Raw genomic sequence first — 16,729 nt, forward strand, 5'->3', positions numbered from 1 at the left:
GGTTTTTACTGCGCTGCTGAGTTACAGCTTCATGTCACCAAAGAAGTTCTTCACCCCTTCAAACCAGCCGGTCTGACGTGGGGAGTTCTTCTTTTCGCTGAGCGTGCCCGCGAACTCTTCCAGCAATTCTTTCTGCTTGGCGGTGAGATTTACCGGTGTTTCCACCACCACACGACATAACAGATCACCCGGTGCACCGCCGCGGACCGGTGTTACACCCTTGCCGCGCAGGCGGAACAGTTTGCCGGTCTGGCTTTCTGCGGGGATCTTCAGTTTGACCTTGCCGTCCAGGGTCGGCACTTCCATCTCGCCACCCAGTGCGGCGGTGGCGAAGCTGATCGGCACTTCACAGTAGAGGTTCTTGCCATCGCGCTGAAACAGCTCGTGCTCGCGCACCATAACCTGTACGTACAGGTCGCCGGCCGGTCCGCCGTCGGGTCCGGCTTCACCTTCACCGGCAAGACGGATACGGTCACCGGTATCCACGCCCGGCGGAACCTTGACCGACAGGGTTTTGGTTTCTTCCACGCGACCGCGACCATGGCAGCTACCACAGGGATCGGTGATTACGGTTCCGCGACCGCGACAGTTGGGGCAGGTCTGCTGAACGGAGAAAAAGCCCTGCTGCATGCGCACCTGACCGGCGCCACCACAGGTGCCACAGGTCTGGGGCTGGGAACCGGCCTTGGCACCGGAGCCGTGACAGGTGCCACAGTTGGCCAGAGTCGGCACCTTGATCTTGACGGTGGTGCCGCGCACCGCGTCTTCCAGATCCAGGTCCAGGTCGTAGCGCAGGTCGGAGCCGCGCTGCGGTCCGCGACGGCCGCCACCGGCGCCGCCGCCAAAGATATCGCCGAACACGTCGCCGAAAATATCGGAGAATCCACCGAAGCCACCGGCACCCGCGCCGCCAGCCTGACCGTCCACACCGGCGTGGCCGAACTGGTCATAGGCCGCTTTTTTCTGGGGATCGGACAGGACTTCGTAGGCCTCATTGGCCTCCTTGAATTTGTTCTCCGCCTCTTTGTCATCGGGGTTGCGGTCGGGGTGGAACTTCATGGCTACCCGACGGTATGCCTTTTTCAGTTCCTTTTCGTCCGCGCCTTTGCTGACACCGAGGACTTCGTAATAATCGCGTTTGGACATAGCTCTGTGTGTTCTTCTTAAACTGCATAAGGCGCGAAAGCTCTACAGAGCCTCCGCGCCTTTTTGTATTGCCCTGTAGGAGCCTGCCTTGCAGGCGAATGGATTGAATCCCGCCAGCGGCGTTTCGCCAGCAAGGCTGGCTCCTACAAGTCAGGGCATAGGCAAGTAGTTACTTACTTGTCTTCTTTTTTGTCTTCTTTGACTTCTTCGAACTCAGCGTCCACTGCGTCGTCACCACCGGAAGACTGGGCCTGCTCGGCCTGTTCCGCGGCCGCTTCGCCGGCTTGCGCCTGCTCTGCGTACATCTTCTGGGCTACCGGGCCGGAGGCTTCGGTCAGCTTGGTAGTCGCGGCTTCCATGGCAGCTTTGTCGTTGCCTTTCACCGCTTCTTCCGCTTCCGACAGGGCAGCGTCAATTGCAGCTTTCTCTTCTGCAGTCGCCTTGTCGCCGGCTTCTTCCAGGGTCTTCTTGGTGGCAGAGATCAGGCCGTCGAGGGTGTTGCGGGTGGTCACCAGCTCCTCGAACTGCTTGTCCGCTTCGGCGTTGGCCTCGGCGTCCTGTACCATTTTTTCGATCTCGTCATCGGACAGACCGGAAGAGGCCTTGATCACGATGGACTGTTCTTTACCAGTCGCCTTGTCTTTGGCGTGCACGTGCAGGATGCCGTTGGCATCGATATCGAAGGTCACTTCGATCTGCGGCATGCCGCGCGGCGCCGGCGGGATGTCGGCCAGGTCGAAACGACCCAGGGACTTGTTCTGCGCCGCCTGCTTGCGCTCACCCTGAACCACGTGAATGGTTACCGCGGTCTGGTTGTCGTCTGCGGTGGAGAACACCTGGGACTTCTTGGTCGGGATGGTGGTGTTCTTCTCGATCAGCGGAGTGGCCACGCCACCCATGGTCTCGATGCCCAGGGTCAGCGGGGTTACGTCCAGCAGCAGTACGTCTTTCACGTCACCGCCCAGAACCGCGCCCTGGATGGCAGCGCCCACGGCTACCGCTTCATCCGGGTTTACGTCTTTGCGCGGCTCTTTGCCGAAGAACTCGGTTACTTTCTGCTGTACCAGCGGCATGCGGGTCTGACCGCCCACCAGAATCACTTCGTCGATGCTGGACGCAGACATGTCGGCGTCGGCCAGCGCAGTCTTAACCGGCTCCAGAGAGCGGGTTACCAGTTCTTCCACCAGGCTTTCCAGCTTGGCGCGGGTCAGTTTGACCACCAGGTGCTTCGGACCGGTAGCGTCTGCAGTGATGTACGGCAGGTTCACTTCGGTCTGCTGGCTGGAGGACAGCTCGATCTTGGCTTTCTCACCGGCTTCTTTCAGGCGCTGCATGGCCAGGGGGTCACCTTTCAGGTCGATGCCCTGCTCTTTCTTAAACTGCTCGGCCAGGTAGTCGATCAGGCGCAGGTCGAAGTCCTCACCGCCGAGGAAGGTGTCACCGTTGGTGGACAGCACTTCAAACTGCTTCTCGCCGTCGACGTCGGCAATCTCGATGATGGAGATATCGAAGGTACCACCACCCAGGTCGTATACGGCGATGGTGCGGTCACCACCGGCCTTGTCCATGCCGTAGGCCAGGGCCGCAGCAGTCGGCTCGTTGATGATGCGCTTCACGTCCAGACCGGCGATACGGCCGGCGTCTTTGGTCGCCTGGCGCTGGGAGTCGTTGAAGTAGGCCGGTACGGTGATTACCGCAGCGTCTACCTTCTCACCGAGGAAATCTTCCGCGGTCTTCTTCATCTTTTTCAGGACTTCGGCAGAGATCTGCGGCGGTGCTTTCTTGTCGCCCTTTACTTCTACCCAGGCGTCACCGTTCTCGGCTTCAACGATGGAGTAAGGCACCATTTTGATGTCTTTCTGCACAACGTCGTCTTTGAACTTGCGGCCGATCAGGCGCTTAACCGCAAACAGGGTATTGGTGGGGTTGGTCACTGCCTGACGCTTGGCGGACTGGCCTACCAGTACTTCGTTGTCGTCGGTGAAGGCAACGATGGAAGGCGTAGTGCGATCGCCTTCAGCGTTCTCGATGACACGAGCCTTGTCGCCGTCCAGTACTGCCACACAGCTGTTGGTAGTACCCAGGTCGATACCGATGATTTTTCCCATTGGTCTGATTCCTCACTTTACTGCGCGCCGGATTCGGTCCTGGCTGCACACGTTTGTATTCGGTTGCTGCTTATATTGGTGCCGCCGTTTCGTTTTCAAGGGCGGCGGAGCAGGGTTTTACAATTGCGTTACGGTGCCTTGCTGACAACCACCATGGCCGGGCGCACCAGGCGGCCGTTCAGGCGGAAGCCTTTCTGGAACACGTCCAGTACCGTATTCGGCTCTACATCGCCGTTCGGCACCTGGGTCATGGCCTGGTGCAGTTCGGGATCGAAGGGCTCACCCGCCGGATTGATTACCTCAACGCCGTTTTTGGTCAGGGTGTCGATAAAAGACTTGTGAGTCAGCTCGATCCCTTCCACCACGGCCTTGTGCGCCTCGTGCTCACTGTCGACAGTGGCGATGGCACGCTCCAGGTTATCCACGACCGGCAGCAGGTCCTTGAGCAGCTTTTCCGCCCCGAACTTGTGCGCTTTTTCTACATCCTGCTGGGCGCGGCGACGGGCGTTCTGCACGTCTGCCTGGGCGCGCAGCACCATGTCTTTGTGTTCCGCCAGCTGCTGCTGCAGCGCAGCGATCTCGATGTCCTGCGCACTTTCTCCAGCCAGTTCTTCAGCGAGGGCTTCCTCCGCTGCACGCTGTTCTTCCGCGCTGGGGGTTTCCACTTCTGCGGCCTGCTCTGCCGCCTGCTCGCCGGTCTCGGTCTGTTCTTCTTCGCTGCGCTCTTTGGCCACTGCTGTCTCCGTATGTGTCCGTCGGCATACTGCCAGTTAGGTCGTAACGCCGGCTAAAACCGGCAATGCAGAGCTATATGGGGCCTGCCCGCCCCACTTCAAGGGAAGGGGCTCTTGAGGAATGTCACAGGGCATGGGAAACGGGTTGCCGGGCCTAGGTTAGCGTCGCCGCCGGCCAGCCGCGAAAAGGGAATGCAGCACATTCAGGCCCCGGGGTGATTGAAACCCCGCCTCCAAATACTGTATAAACAACCACTACTTTAATCAGCGTGAAATCGATCCCCATGTTGCTGCACCTGTCTATCAGTCAGTTCACCCTGGTCGACCAGCTGGAGCTGGAGTTCGGCCCCGGCACCAGCACCCTCACCGGCGAGACCGGTGCGGGCAAGTCCATCACCCTGGATGCCCTCGGCCTCGCCCTCGGCGACCGCGGCAACGGTGAACTGGTGCGCGCCGGCGCGAAACGCGCGGATATCCATGCGACGTTTGATATCAGCAATCACGCCGAGGCCCAGGACTGGCTGGAAGCCCAGGAAATGGACGCCGGACGCGAAGTGATCCTGCGCCGCACCATCAGCGCTGACGGCCGCTCGCGGGCCTACATCAATGGCCAGCCGGTGACCCTGATGCAGCTGCGCACCCTCGGCGAGCAACTGATCGACATCCACAGCCAGCACGAACACCAGTCACTGCTGAAGAAAGACACCCACCGGCGCCTGCTGGACGAGTACGCCCACGCGGAAAGCCACAGCGCCGAAGTGCGTATTCACTTCAAGACCTGGCAGGACCAGCACCGGCGCTACCGCAAGCTGGCAGATAGCGCCGGCGAGACCCAGGCCCGTCGCGACCTGCTGGAATACCAGCTACAAGAGCTCGAACAACTCGACCTCAAGCCCGGAGAACTGGAAGAACTGGAGAGCGAACAGCGCCAGCTGGCCAACGCCGGCGACATTCTGAGCGGCAGCTACCAACTGGCGGCACTGCTGAACGGCGGCGAAGGAGATATCGCCGAGCAGTTGCACCGCGGACTGCAACTGGTCGGCGCCATGCCGGAACAGAGCCCGGCGCTGGCAGAAGTGGCGCAGATGCTCGAAAGCGCCCGTATCCAGATCGACGAGGCCGCCAGCACCCTGTCGCGTCACATCGATCGCTTCGAGATGGACCCGGAACGACTGGCGGAAGTGGAGGAGCGCCTCTCGGCGATCTACTCGATCGCCCGCAAGCACCGGGTGCAGCCGAACCAGCTGGCAGACCTGCAACAGCAGTGGCAACAGGAACTGGAAGAAATTGGCACCCCGGACACCCTCGACAAGCTGGCCGAGGAGTGCGAGAAACTGGAACAGGCATTCCGCAAAAGCGCAGCGAAACTCAGCAAGCTGCGGGCAGCCGCGGCAAAAAAACTCGCCGAGGCGGTCAACGGGCAGCTGGCCGATCTGGCCATGCCCCACGCCCGTGTGGAGCTGGCGCTTACCGAGCTGGACAAGCCCTGCGCTACCGGCCTCGAAGAGGTAGAGATCCTGATTTCCACTAACCCGGGCCAGCCGCCCAGGCCACTGGGCAAGATCGCTTCCGGCGGTGAACTGTCGCGGGTCAGCCTGGCCATCCAGGTAATTACCGCGCAGACCTCCCGCACCCCCACCCTGGTGTTCGACGAAGTGGATGTAGGTATCGGCGGCGCTACCGGCGATGTCGTGGGCAAGTTGCTGCGGCAGCTGGGGGAGCGCGGCCAGGTTATCTGCGTTACCCACCTGGCCCAGGTTGCCGCCCGCGCCCACCGCCAGTACCTGGTGGAAAAGCACAGCGATGGCGAAGCCGCATTTGTGGCGCTGCGCGAGCTGAAAGATGCGGAACGCAGCAGTGAGATCGCGCGGATGCTGGGCGGCGAGGCCACCACCCAGTCCATCGCCCACGCACAAGAGATGCTGAGCCGGGCCTGATGCCCGGCCGCGCCGGCACACCAGAAATTGAACCGGCCGGTCTCAAATATTCCCGGTGCCGGGACCCAAATTGACCGAAAGTGAAAAGAGATTCACTTTATACTCCCGCGCCCTCACTCATGCCCTGAACAGGGGATCCGACTACACTGACGGGCAAAGAACTCGGTCATACCATGCAGACAACCATATTCAACACCCCCATTCTCACTCCCTGCCTGCGCCTGCTGGCTCGCCTGTTGCTCAAGTTGCACGGCTGGAAGGTCGTGGCCGACGAGCGCGCCCTGAAATTGAAAAAATACGTGCTGCTCGCCGCCCCCCACACCTCCAACTGGGATGGCTACTTCTTTATCCTGGCGGCGCTCAAGCTGAAGGTAAATCCGCAGTGGATGGGCAAGGACAAGCTGTTCCAGTTCCCCCTCGGCAGCACCATGCGCTGGTTTGGCGGCATCGCCGTAAACCGCAGCAAAGCCAACAACCTGGTGGAAGCCACGGTAAACCAGTACAACGAGCGCGAAGAACTGGTCATTGCGGTGCCGCCAGAGGGCACACGCGGCAAGGCGGAGCGCTGGAAAACCGGCTTTTACCACATCGCCCGCGGCGCGGCGGTACCGGTGGTTTGCGGCTTCATCGACTTTGCCAAAAAGGAAGCCGGACTCGGACCGGTGATGGAGATGGGTGAAAACCTGGCCAAGGAACTGGCCAGATTCGGCAACTTTTACGCGAGCAAGGTCGGCAAATATCCCGACGACTACACCGCTCCCGTGTGAGCATCGCGCCCGTCAGCTGAACTGGCGCCAATAAAAAAGGGGAGCACAAGCTCCCCTTTTTGCGTCTGAAGGCGCGTTATCAGCCTTCCCGCTTCTTCACATACAACACCAGGCTGTGGCCGGTGAGCTCGTAGCCGTGCTCCTCGGCGATCTGGTGCTGCAGTTCTTCAATCTGCTCATTGTGAAATTCGATCACCTGGCCGGTATCGGTGCATACCATATGGTCATGGTGGTCACCACGGTCCAGTTCGAACACGGAGTGGCCGCCGTCGAAGTTGTGGCGAATCACCAGTCCGGCGGACTCGAATTGGGTCAGCACGCGGTAGACGGTGGCCAGGCCCACGTCTTCCCCGGCTTCCAGCAGCATTTTGTACACATCCTCGGCGCTCAGATGCTGTTCGCTGGCATTCTCCAGCAGTTGCAGAATTTTCACTCGCGGCAGAGTGACCTTGAGACCCGCCTTGCGCAGTTCCTGATTTTCGTTCGACATGAGTATTAAAGTTCCGGATGTGTGCTCGTGATCGCTTTAGCGTCATTCTCAATAAATGTTGTGCGCCTGTCGGCAGGCGTACAGTTCGGGTATTATCCACGCCCAGTGAAGGCAGCGGAACCCCAAGCGGGGAATCGGGTCTCAAACCGGGCAACCGGCACGTCACTGCTGCGCCAGGGGCGAGTAACCACTCACCCACAGACTGGGGCGCCGGCAACTTAGTAGACGGCCGCCAGGTCCGCTATGCTGTCCACAGCGGCGAACCTACCCGCGTCGAGCGACCTGCTGCGCCCACTTGCACGGCAATAGCACCCAAATTAGGGAACCCAATAAAAATTCAGATGGAGCATTCAATGCCATCAGTTGTACGAATTCTACTGATCGTCGGCCTCTGCAGCCTGGCAACCGCCTGCAGCCTGTTCAAATTTCCCGGCGTACACCGCATTCAGGTCCAGCAGGGCAATATCATTACCCAGGAGATGGTGGACCAGCTCAAGCCCGGCCTGACCCGCCGCCAGGTGCGCTTCGTTCTGGGTACCCCGCTGCTGGAAGACACCTTCAACCCCAACCGCTGGGACTACATCAACCGTGTGCGCAGCCCCCAGGGTGAAGAAACCCAGAAGCGTTTCTCCGTGTACTTCAACGGCGACCTGTTGATCGCGACCAGCGGCGACTGGCAGCCGGCCGGCTGGCCCTGATTCCAGCCCGCCAGAGGATTAAGAGGCAGGGCTTAACCGCCCTGCGCCTGCCGCTTGGCCTTTTCCGCGCGCTGCTTGCGCGCCTCCTTCGGATCGGCAATCAACGGCCGGTACACCTCCACCCGGTCTCCGGGCTGCAATACATACTCCGCGGCCACCGCCAATCCCTTGGTTCCCAGGGCCTGACCGAAAATACCCAGTTTCGCCGTCGCCGGATCCACTTCCGGGTACTCCTTCGGTATCCCCGACTGCTCCAGCGCCTGCAACGCGGTGGTGCCCGGCTCCACCAGCATGCTCATCAGGCGCTGCTCGTGGGGCAACGCATACACCACTTCCACGGCGATGGTTTTCTTACTGCTCATCCGTTTTCTCCATAAATCTGGCCGGCACGCTCACACATGGCATCCACCATCTGGTTGGCGATGCCACTGAATAACTTGCCTGCGGCGGCCCCCAGCAGGCGATTCTTGGCGCGGAACTCGAGGGTAAACATCACCTTGCACGCGTTCTCCGCCAGCGGGGTAAAGGTCCAGCACCCGTTGAATTCGCTAAACGGGCCATCCACCAGTACCAGCTCCATTTTGTCCGGGCGATGCAGGCGGTTGCGGGTAACGAAACTCTGGCTGATCCCCGCCCGGGACAGATCCAGGCGCGCCTCCAGGGTATCTTCGTCCCGGTGCAGGATCTCTGCCCCGCGGCAACCGGGCAGGAACTGTGGATAACTGGCCACGTCATTGACCAGGTCAAACATCTGCCCTGCGCTGTACATCACCAGCGCACTGCGTTCAATTTTTGTCATTGTTCAAACCTTGCCCGCCAACCGCGGTTATCTTGCCTATCTTGTGGGTAGCCGGGCGATTTTGGCCACTGGCGCTACTCAAGGCGGGTATTTCCTGCAACAATCGGCACCTTTAACGGCCCCGCGCAACCATTCTGGTGCCACGGCCGTAACAATCGTTCTGGCGACAAGAATAACAGGCAAGCGAGAAGATTATGTCCGCAGCAAGAGAACATTTTGGCTCCCGACTCGGGTTCATTCTGGCCGCCGCCGGCTCCGCCGTCGGTATCGGCAACCTGGTTTCCTTTCCCGTAGCGGCAACCAAAAGTGGCGGCGGCGCGTTCCTGCTGGTGTATGCGCTGTTCGTGTTTCTCATCTGCCTGCCGGTGATGATGGCCGAGCTGGCGCTGGGCCGAAAAACCGACAAGGACCCCGTGGGCGCCTACCGTCAGCTCTCCGGCGGCTCGCACCTGTGGCGTATTCCCGGCTGGCTGGCGCTGATCACACCATTCATGATCGCCGTCTTCTATATGGTGGTAACGGTCTGGGTACTCGGCTATCTGGTGGAAATCTTCAAGGGCAACCTGACCTCTCTCACCACCGAGGCGTATTTCGGCGAGTTTATCAATTCCAAGACCGTATTCCTGTACCTCATTGCCCTGATGCTGATCATCAACGGGGTACTGTCCATGGGCGTTAAAGACGGTATCGAGCGCGCGGCCAAGACCCTGATGCCAATGCTGTTTGTCATGCTGCTGATCCTGGTCATGTTTGTGCTGACCCGGGAAAACGCCATGATTGGTGTGCAGTACTACCTGATCCCCGACTTCTCCAAGATCAGCGCGGAAGTCGTGAGCAAGGCCATGGCCCAGGCGTTCTTCTCCCTGTCGCTGGGTATGGGCATCATGATCACCTACGGCTCATATATGAAGAAGCGGGACTCCGTGCCCGGCTCTGCCAAGGCGGTCGCGCTGACCGACACCATGGTGGCCTTTACCGCGGGCCTGCTGATCCTGCCGAGTATTTTCCACTTCAATCCGCAGATCGATACCACCTCGCTGAGCGACTCCTCCGCCGGTATGATCTTCCTGTTCCTGCCGAAGATCTTCCTCTCCCTGCAGGACAGCATCGGCTATTTTGGCGCGAGCGTGTTCGCCGCCGCCTTCTTTTTCCTCGTATTTGTGGCTGCACTCACTTCGCTGGTCTCCATCATTGAAGTCCCCATCGCCACCCTGCGCGATGAGCGCGGCATGACCCGCAAGAAGGCGATCTATACGGTAGCGGCGGTACAGTTCATACTCGCCGTGGGCTGCGCCATGTCATTTGGCATGGCGGACTGGCTGACCCAGTTCGTCACCCTGGCCGGCAGCGACAAATCGTTTTTCGACTTGGTAGAAATCCTGTTTTACGACACCATACTGCCCCTGAACGGCCTGCTGGTGTGTATCTTCGTGATCTACAAGTGGAAGCGGGCCAACCTGGACAAGGAACTGCAGGAAGGCGACAGCAGTTTTGCTGGCTCCCTGTCACAGAAGTACGTCAACTTCTCCCTTGGTACCTTTATTCCCGCGATCCTGTTGCTCGTATTCATCAACACAGTACTGCTGAAGTTCTTCAATACGAGCCTGTTCAATCTCATTTAAGTTGTATTCATGGCAAAGAAGAAAAAGGCCCCCTCCTCGAACACCATTGCCCTCAACAAGAAGGCAAAACACGATTACTTCATCGAAGAGAAGTTCGAGGCGGGGATGGAATTGCAGGGCTGGGAAGTCAAATCCTGCCGCGAAGGCAAGGCCCAGCTCACCGACAGCTACGTGCTATTCAAAGACGGCCAGGCCTGGCTGCTGGGTGCGCGCATCCAGCCTCTGCCCAGCGCCTCGACCCACTTTGTGACCGAACCGGACCGCACCCGCCGCCTGCTGCTGAACAAGCGCGAGATCGCCAAACTGGTGGCCGCGGTCAACCAGAAGGGCTACGCCTGTGTGTGCACCGCGATCTACTGGAAAAAGCACCTGATCAAATGTGAAATCGCACTGGCCAAGGGCAAGGCGTCACACGACAAGCGCGAGACCCTGAAAGAGCGCGACTGGAACCGCCAGAAGCAGCGCATCATGCGGACCGACAACCGCTGACGGGCCACCCCCGGGGCAGCGATACACCGAATAAGAAACTCAACTCGGCAAAACAATAATTACAGGATTTACCATGAGTGCACCGCGAGGACAGTTCAGCTCCAATTTCGGCTTTCTGATGGCGGCCGCCGGCTCCGCCGTCGGCCTTGGCAACATCTGGGGCTTTCCCACTAACGTGGCCACCAACGGCGGTGCCGCATTTGTAGTGGTCTACCTGATACTGGCATTTATTCTCGCCTACCCGGTACTGATGGCAGAACTCTCCATCGGCCGCTACGCCCGCAGCAATATGGTGCAGGCCCTGCGCGGTATTTCCACCGGCCCGGTAAGTCGCACCGTGGGTACATTAGCCGGCTTTGGCGGCATCGTGGTGGCCTCCCTGATTCTCAGCTTTTACGCCATTGTTGCCGGCTGGATGGTTGCCCACCTGGCAGACCCGTTTGCCACCCTGGTTGGTGCCGACAGCTCGGCAGAATGGCTAACCAGCAACAGCACCTCGCGCAACTTCACCTTTACCGCCATTTTCAGTGGCCTCACCATGGCAATCATCGCCGCCGGTGTGGAGAAGGGGATCGAGCGCTGGTCCACCCTGCTGATGCCATCCCTGATCATCCTGCTGTTGCTGCTGATTGCCTATGTACTGAGCCAGCCCGGCGCCATGGCCGGCCTCGAAGCCTACCTGATGCCGGACTTCAGCGAGCTGTCCCCGGAACTGATGCTGTCCGCCATGGGCCAGGCGTTTTTCTCCCTGTCCCTCGGCGTGGGTACCATGCTGATCTACGGCTCCTACCTCAGCAAACAGGAAAGCCTGCCGCGACTGGGCGCACTGGTGACCTTGATCGACGTGGGTATCGCCTTCACCGCCGGCCTGCTGATCGTCCCCGCCATGTATGTGGCGCAGGAAGCCGGCACGCAAATTTTTGCCGAAGGTGGGCAGCTGATGGGGGGGCCGGACCTGATCCTGCAGGTACTGCCGGCACTGTTCGACACCATGGGCACCAGCGGCCTGTTCGTCGCCATCGCCTTCTTCGCACTGATGACCATCGCCTCGCTGACCTCTTCCATCTCCATGCTGGAGGTACCGGTCGCCTTCTGCATCGAAAACCTCGGCCTCAAGCGCCGCCCGGCTACCCTGCTGGTGGGCCTGGTTATTTTTGGAATCAGCTCCCTGATCATCTCCAATTTCGGCGCGCTGTTCGTGCTGGTGGTCACCATCAGCACGGAATACGGCCAGCCCATTCTGGGCATCGCACTGTGTATATTTGCCGGCTGGATCTGGCGTCGCGACCAGCTGCTGATGGAGCTGCGGGAAGGCCACCCGGATATCGAAAAGACCTTCTTCTGGAAAGTCTGGCCCTGGTATGTGCGCATCGTCTGCCCGCTGCTGATTCTGGCCGCGTTTGTACAGACCATCATCTAACTTTTGACCGGCCTCGGATCCCCGCGGCCGGTCTCCCTCTCCCCAGCCAATCCCCACTCAGCCAAGCGCGCAATTCTGCTTGCAGCGCATTATCATTGCCGCTTTCACGACATCACCGACCAAAAGCAGCAACCACAATGCCCTCCAGACGTCCTCCGTTCCCGACAAACAAGTCGCGCAAAGCCGCGCCCCCCAAGCGCAACAGCAAACCGTCCAGCAACAAGCCTTCTAACGCCACGCCGACGGTGACCATAGAGGCACTCAGCCACGAAGTGCGCGGTATCGCGCGACTGGAAGGCAAAACCCTGTTTGTGGATAACGCCCTACCCGGGGAAACCGTCAAGGTGCGCTACCTGGCCAACCGGGCCAAGTTCGACGAAGCCGCCGCGACTGAAGTACTCGAAGCTGCGCCGGAGCGACAGGACCCGCCCTGCCCCCACTTTGCGCTGTGCGGCGGTTGTGCTCTCCAGCACATGCGGCCCGATGCGCAGATCGCCGCCAAGCAGAAAATCCTGCTCGACCAGCTGCAACGCTTTGCCCGCATCAGTCCCGACCAGGTATTGCCGCCACTCACCGCCGACATCGCCGGCTACCGCAGCAAAGCGCGTCTGGGGGTTCGCTATGTGAAAGAGGCACACAAGAAAGGGGCGGACGGCAAACCACAGCTGGTTCTGGGATTCCGCGAAAAGCGCTCCAACAACCTCACCGACATCCGCGAGTGCCTGGTGATGCCGAAATCCTTTTCCAGCCAGCTGCCGCAACTGCACGCGCTGGTCGACCAGTGCCGGGAAGGCCGACACATCTCCCATATTGAAGTCGCCGTCGGCGAAGATGCCACCGCACTGGTAGTCCGCCACCTCAAACCATTACCGGAAACCGATGTGCAGCTCTGGCTCGACTTCGTGCAGCAGCAGCCGGACTGGCACCTGTACCTGCAGGCCGAGGACACACCACACAAAATCTGGCCCGAAGACGGCGAAGAAAGGCTGAGCTACGCCCTGCCCGAATTCGACCTGACGATGCACTTCCATCCCCAGGACTTTGTGCAGGTGAACTTCGCCATCAACCGCCAGATGGTGCACCGCGCGGTCGAACTGCTGGATCCACAACCAGACGAGCGCGTACTCGACCTGTTCTGTGGACTCGGCAATTTCACCCTGCCACTGGCCAAGCGCGCCGCAGAAGTCGTGGGCGTTGAAGGCGCCCTCGACCTCACCCGCCGCGGCCGTGAAAATGCCGAGCGTAACCAGCTCGACAATGTGCAATTCCAGGCCGCCGACCTCACCGAGGACTTTTCCACAAGCCCCTGGGCCCGCGGCGGTTTCGATAAAATCCTGCTGGACCCACCGCGCACCGGCGCGCTGGAAGTGGTGCGCAACATCGCGCACTTCGGGGCCAAACGCATCGTCTACGTCTCCTGTAACCCGGCCACCCTCGCCCGGGATACCGCGGAACTTCTGCAACGGGGCTACCGTCTAAGTCAGGCGGGCGTAATGGACATGTTCCCCCACACTACCCATGTGGAGTCCATTGCTCTGTTTGAACGCAAGTAACCGAAAAGGTACCGGATAGTCACAAAATTCTATCCCCGCCCTATGGTGGAAAGTGACCTTCAGGTATACTGTGCGTTACGCAAATGCGTTTCGTACTGACCGGCGAACAAAGCCTGTTCACTGCGTAGATTCCGGGGATGACTTGGATTCGACGTTGGTTGCGAAACCATGGGTGCATGCCGTGAGGGTAGCGAATCACGTAAATCCAAAGCTGCATTTTATTAGTTGCCAACGACGACAACTACGGTGCCCAACTGGCTGCGTAAGCAGCCCGTAAAGCACTACTAAGGGTTCGCCCTTAGCGGCCCTCAGCAAGGTTCCAGTACCGCGCTGCTGGCTGTCATACAGAACTGGATCGTCCTGAAGCGTGCCTGACGCGGAAGGCCTAAAACTTATTCAGGCTCGCTCTTTACGTCCTGCCCGCTGGGCTGTAGAGAGCTAAATCAATAGGCGGATCTAAGCATGTAGAGCTCTTGGCAGAGTGCTGACGGACGCGGGTTCGACTCCCGCCATCTCCACCAAATTAAAAAGGCCCGTTACCGCAAGGTAACGGGCCTTTTTAATTTGGCAGAGCTGACGCGAGAGGAACGCAAGGCGCCCGGGTTCGATCGATGCGCGCATGCGCATCAAGACAGCCGCAGGCTGCCCCGCAGGGGTGAGGAGCGCAGCGACGAATCACTCCCGCCATCGGGCGATCGGCTTACTACCAAGCTTTATTAAATATCTGGACTAATAGATATTTTTGTCAGAATTTCCGAGAACCGTTCGCAAACCCCATAGATGATAATTAAGGCAGATTTAGCTCAACATCCAGAAAACCATCATCCTGGACGGATGGGGGGGGGATATCATCCTGAGAGGGGGGATTGAGCATTTCCGTAATATCATCGCTGAACGTAAAGAACGAGGAATTCAAGGAATTCACAACAATGCTATCTGGCCTCGGAGATCCCGCCCCAGAATAATCCTCCAAAAGGATACTCTTGGCGTTGGTGTCATCAATAAAAACATCAAAAATTTCACGTGTGAAACCGCGGGGATCATAGCTATTAATGAATCTAATCAATTCCGCGTCACCTTCGGTATATATCCAAAGTTCGCTAGAGCTCCTGACTGAAACGAAAATCTTTTCCAAGTTATGGCTTAAAACACCGATATTCGGATTGGAGCAGTCGCCACCGGGGCAGGGGTCAAAATTTGTCGGATAAGCGTTTACGGAGAACGTATCGTCATTGTCTGGCATGTCGTTGCCGTTAGCATCGGTGAGTGTCGCAATCTCGTAATCCACCAGAGGGTTGTAAGCACCGTCATTTGGGTCCACATCAATAAACGCCCGCGCAAATACCCTCGGTGCATCCACGACCTCACAGTTCTCATCCAGCGCCAAACCACCGGGATCATTGTGCGGAGGGTAAACGTCACCATGGTTATCAATATGCTTCGTTAGCGCAGTACCATCCGGCACAGCGATCTTTTTGTACGTCTCCGTCGTTACATCCCAGTGGCAGATGTCAACCTTTGGCATCTTGGCCGCGTGGACCCCGGCTGCCCCAAAAAATAGGACAGTCCATAAAATGGCATTTTTACACGACAATGTCTTCACATGCGTCTCCTGGGAAACTCTTTATCGAGCAGTTAACTTAGGTGTCAACAGCCGCATTTTGCGGTTATCTGTTCGACACAGAATTTAAGCCGGATAATGCGGGGGGCGGTGTAGAAAAATCTGTCAAATTTGTGAGGCATTTCGTATAGCAAGATTTTGACAGTGAAAACGGTGGCAGATGGGCAGCCACCGTCCCGTATACACTGTGCCCTTTGAGTGAATTCCTGCGACGAAAAACCCTGAAATCAACCAAGAATGTGTCTATAGCTCGCTTATTTGGTAAACGATGAATTAACACTATATAACGTAGGAAGTCAGCTTCAGATTCCGGGCTTACCCCTAGCTGATGGTGGGGTTATTAAATCCAATCTCTCGAAAGTCTCTAAACAAATACACACTTAATATTGCCAATTAATCGGGCCACCACTCACTCCCAAACTCATCCCGCTGCTCCACCAAAAAATCAATCAAAGCCCTAATCTTCGCCGGCATCTGCGCTCGCGAAGGCACATACAAAAAGAACCCCGGAAAAGGCTCGCACCAGCTGTCCAACACCCTCACCAGCGAGCCCTCTGCAAGATGCTGCTGCACGCACAGATCCAGGTGCTTGATCACACCCACACCATTAAGCGCCGCGTGCAGCATGCTTTCGTCATCGTTGAACACCCCGTTGCCCTTCGGCTCGAACACCAACGTGCGCTTGTCAGCATCCGGCGAGGTGAAGGACCAGCGGTCGATGTTGCCACTGGAGGTAAAACGAAAGGCGAGGCAGTTGTGCTGCAGCAAGTCATCCGGCGTTTCCGGGGTGCCATACTTCGCGAAATACTCCGGGGAGCCAACGATCGCCATCGACATCGGCGGTGTTACCGGCACAGCCACCATATGTTCAGCCAGAGTTTCCCCCAGGCGAATACCTGCGTCCATTCCACTGGAAATGATATTGGAAAGGCCATCATCCAGGATCAATTCCAACTTTAGTTTGGGGTAGCGGGCCAGGAAGGTTTCCATCTTTGGTTCCAGCAATAACCTGGCTGCCACCCGCGACGTATTGATCCGTATTACCCCGGACGGCTCTGCCTGCGACTCCCCCACCTCAGAGACTGCCCGGTCGATCGACTCAATGGCCGGGGTAAGAACGTCAAACAGTCGCTGCCCCTCCTCTGTTAGCGACATGCTGCGCGTACTGCGATTCAGCAAGCGCACATTCAGCTGCTGTTCCAGCGATTTCAGGTGCTGCGACAGGGCTGCGCGTGATACCTCCCCCTCCTCCGCGGCCTTAGTAATGCTGCTGTGATGCGCTATACGCACAAACCACACTAGAGATGGGTATAGCGAGGGATCGATGGCCATATTGTTAACCTGC

The 16,729-nt window shown here is 58.6% G+C and carries 15 protein-coding genes and 1 other RNA gene; 8 read left to right on the forward strand and 8 right to left on the reverse strand.

Features of this window, described 5'->3' with window-relative positions; translation table 11 throughout:
- Positions 1-21 precede the first annotated feature (21 nt).
- From dnaJ to grpE, 3 genes are all read right to left on the reverse strand, one after another.
- The gene (gene dnaJ, locus ACONT6_RS13840) at positions 22-1,146 is read right to left on the reverse strand and encodes a molecular chaperone DnaJ (protein WP_428819037.1); all 1,125 of its coding nucleotides are present in this window, start codon (positions 1,144-1,146) and stop codon (positions 22-24) included.
- Positions 1,147-1,319: 173 nt separating this feature from the next.
- Positions 1,320-3,254, reverse strand: a complete 1,935-nt coding sequence (gene dnaK / locus ACONT6_RS13845) for a molecular chaperone DnaK (RefSeq protein ID WP_428819038.1) — start codon at positions 3,252-3,254, stop codon at positions 1,320-1,322.
- 128 nt (positions 3,255-3,382) lie between these two features.
- The gene (gene grpE, locus ACONT6_RS13850; protein ID WP_181252243.1) at positions 3,383-3,988 is read right to left on the reverse strand and encodes a nucleotide exchange factor GrpE; all 606 of its coding nucleotides are present in this window, start codon (positions 3,986-3,988) and stop codon (positions 3,383-3,385) included.
- Positions 3,989-4,272: 284 nt separating this feature from the next.
- Between grpE and recN the strand changes: the two genes are divergently transcribed.
- Complete coding sequence (recN, locus tag ACONT6_RS13855; protein ID WP_428819039.1) at positions 4,273-5,925, forward strand: DNA repair protein RecN; 1,653 nt, start codon at positions 4,273-4,275, stop codon at positions 5,923-5,925.
- 173 nt (positions 5,926-6,098) lie between these two features.
- Positions 6,099-6,692 carry a 1-acyl-sn-glycerol-3-phosphate acyltransferase gene (locus tag ACONT6_RS13860; protein WP_181252241.1) on the forward strand — a complete coding sequence of 198 codons (594 nt, stop codon included), beginning with the start codon at positions 6,099-6,101 and terminating at the stop codon, positions 6,690-6,692.
- Between the two features lie 79 nt (positions 6,693-6,771).
- Here ACONT6_RS13860 and fur read toward each other — a convergent pair whose 3' ends face one another.
- Entirely contained in the window at positions 6,772-7,182 is a 411-nt protein-coding gene (gene fur / locus ACONT6_RS13865; RefSeq protein ID WP_181252240.1) for a ferric iron uptake transcriptional regulator, read from the reverse strand.
- 353 nt (positions 7,183-7,535) lie between these two features.
- On the opposite strand from fur, the gene ACONT6_RS13870 reads away from it, so the two are divergent.
- Complete coding sequence (locus tag ACONT6_RS13870) at positions 7,536-7,880, forward strand: outer membrane protein assembly factor BamE (protein WP_181252239.1); 345 nt, start codon at positions 7,536-7,538, stop codon at positions 7,878-7,880.
- A gap of 32 nt (positions 7,881-7,912) precedes the next feature.
- Here the strand turns inward: ACONT6_RS13870 and ACONT6_RS13875 are convergent, their stop codons facing one another.
- Positions 7,913-8,242 carry an RnfH family protein gene (locus tag ACONT6_RS13875; RefSeq protein ID WP_181252238.1) on the reverse strand — a complete coding sequence of 110 codons (330 nt, stop codon included), beginning with the start codon at positions 8,240-8,242 and terminating at the stop codon, positions 7,913-7,915.
- The gene (locus ACONT6_RS13880) at positions 8,239-8,679 is read right to left on the reverse strand and encodes a type II toxin-antitoxin system RatA family toxin (RefSeq protein ID WP_181252237.1); all 441 of its coding nucleotides are present in this window, start codon (positions 8,677-8,679) and stop codon (positions 8,239-8,241) included. Before ACONT6_RS13880 ends, ACONT6_RS13875 begins: the two co-directional genes overlap by 4 nt.
- Positions 8,680-8,873: 194 nt before the next feature.
- Here ACONT6_RS13880 and ACONT6_RS13885 point away from each other — a divergent pair, with 194 nt between their 5' ends.
- The 5 genes from ACONT6_RS13885 to ssrA all read left to right on the forward strand — a co-directional run bounded on the left by ACONT6_RS13885 (position 8,874) and on the right by ssrA (position 14,284).
- Positions 8,874-10,301: a sodium-dependent transporter gene (locus ACONT6_RS13885; RefSeq protein WP_428819040.1), complete on the forward strand. Its 1,428-nt coding sequence runs from the start codon at positions 8,874-8,876 to the stop codon at positions 10,299-10,301.
- Positions 10,302-10,310: 9 nt separating this feature from the next.
- The gene (gene smpB, locus ACONT6_RS13890; protein ID WP_078083882.1) at positions 10,311-10,790 is read left to right on the forward strand and encodes an SsrA-binding protein SmpB; all 480 of its coding nucleotides are present in this window, start codon (positions 10,311-10,313) and stop codon (positions 10,788-10,790) included.
- Between the two features lie 73 nt (positions 10,791-10,863).
- Positions 10,864-12,210: a sodium-dependent transporter gene (locus ACONT6_RS13895; RefSeq protein WP_428819041.1), complete on the forward strand. Its 1,347-nt coding sequence runs from the start codon at positions 10,864-10,866 to the stop codon at positions 12,208-12,210.
- Between the two features lie 137 nt (positions 12,211-12,347).
- Positions 12,348-13,763: a 23S rRNA (uracil(1939)-C(5))-methyltransferase RlmD gene (gene rlmD, locus ACONT6_RS13900; RefSeq protein ID WP_428819042.1), complete on the forward strand. Its 1,416-nt coding sequence runs from the start codon at positions 12,348-12,350 to the stop codon at positions 13,761-13,763.
- A gap of 133 nt (positions 13,764-13,896) precedes the next feature.
- Positions 13,897-14,284, forward strand: a transfer-messenger RNA (tmRNA) gene (gene ssrA / locus ACONT6_RS13905).
- Positions 14,285-14,550: 266 nt separating this feature from the next.
- Here ssrA and ACONT6_RS13910 read toward each other — a convergent pair.
- Entirely contained in the window at positions 14,551-15,366 is an 816-nt protein-coding gene (locus ACONT6_RS13910; protein WP_428819043.1) for a hypothetical protein, read from the reverse strand.
- A gap of 411 nt (positions 15,367-15,777) precedes the next feature.
- Complete coding sequence (locus ACONT6_RS13915; protein ID WP_428819044.1) at positions 15,778-16,716, reverse strand: LysR substrate-binding domain-containing protein; 939 nt, start codon at positions 16,714-16,716, stop codon at positions 15,778-15,780.
- Positions 16,717-16,729: the final 13 nt, after the last annotated feature.

Source organism: Microbulbifer sp. MCCC 1A16149 (genome assembly GCF_050368945.1).
Taxonomy (GTDB): domain Bacteria; phylum Pseudomonadota; class Gammaproteobacteria; order Pseudomonadales; family Cellvibrionaceae; genus Microbulbifer.

What these genes read in the sequence shown, in the direction of transcription:
- dnaJ (WP_428819037.1), bottom strand. Translation starts at nt 1,146, where the DNA reads ATGTCCAAACGCGATTATTACGAAGTCCTCGGTGTCAGCAAAGGCGCG.
- dnaK (WP_428819038.1), bottom strand. Translation starts at nt 3,254, where the DNA reads ATGGGAAAAATCATCGGTATCGACCTGGGTACTACCAACAGCTGTGTG.
- recN (WP_428819039.1), top strand. Translation starts at nt 4,273, where the DNA reads ATGTTGCTGCACCTGTCTATCAGTCAGTTCACCCTGGTCGACCAGCTG.
- ACONT6_RS13860 (WP_181252241.1), top strand. Translation starts at nt 6,099, where the DNA reads ATGCAGACAACCATATTCAACACCCCCATTCTCACTCCCTGCCTGCGC.
- fur (WP_181252240.1), bottom strand. Translation starts at nt 7,182, where the DNA reads ATGTCGAACGAAAATCAGGAACTGCGCAAGGCGGGTCTCAAGGTCACT.
- ACONT6_RS13870 (WP_181252239.1), top strand. Translation starts at nt 7,536, where the DNA reads ATGCCATCAGTTGTACGAATTCTACTGATCGTCGGCCTCTGCAGCCTG.
- ACONT6_RS13875 (WP_181252238.1), bottom strand. Translation starts at nt 8,242, where the DNA reads ATGAGCAGTAAGAAAACCATCGCCGTGGAAGTGGTGTATGCGTTGCCC.
- ACONT6_RS13880 (WP_181252237.1), bottom strand. Translation starts at nt 8,679, where the DNA reads ATGACAAAAATTGAACGCAGTGCGCTGGTGATGTACAGCGCAGGGCAG.
- ACONT6_RS13885 (WP_428819040.1), top strand. Translation starts at nt 8,874, where the DNA reads ATGTCCGCAGCAAGAGAACATTTTGGCTCCCGACTCGGGTTCATTCTG.
- smpB (WP_078083882.1), top strand. Translation starts at nt 10,311, where the DNA reads ATGGCAAAGAAGAAAAAGGCCCCCTCCTCGAACACCATTGCCCTCAAC.
- ACONT6_RS13895 (WP_428819041.1), top strand. Translation starts at nt 10,864, where the DNA reads ATGAGTGCACCGCGAGGACAGTTCAGCTCCAATTTCGGCTTTCTGATG.
- rlmD (WP_428819042.1), top strand. Translation starts at nt 12,348, where the DNA reads ATGCCCTCCAGACGTCCTCCGTTCCCGACAAACAAGTCGCGCAAAGCC.
- ACONT6_RS13915 (WP_428819044.1), bottom strand. Translation starts at nt 16,716, where the DNA reads ATGGCCATCGATCCCTCGCTATACCCATCTCTAGTGTGGTTTGTGCGT.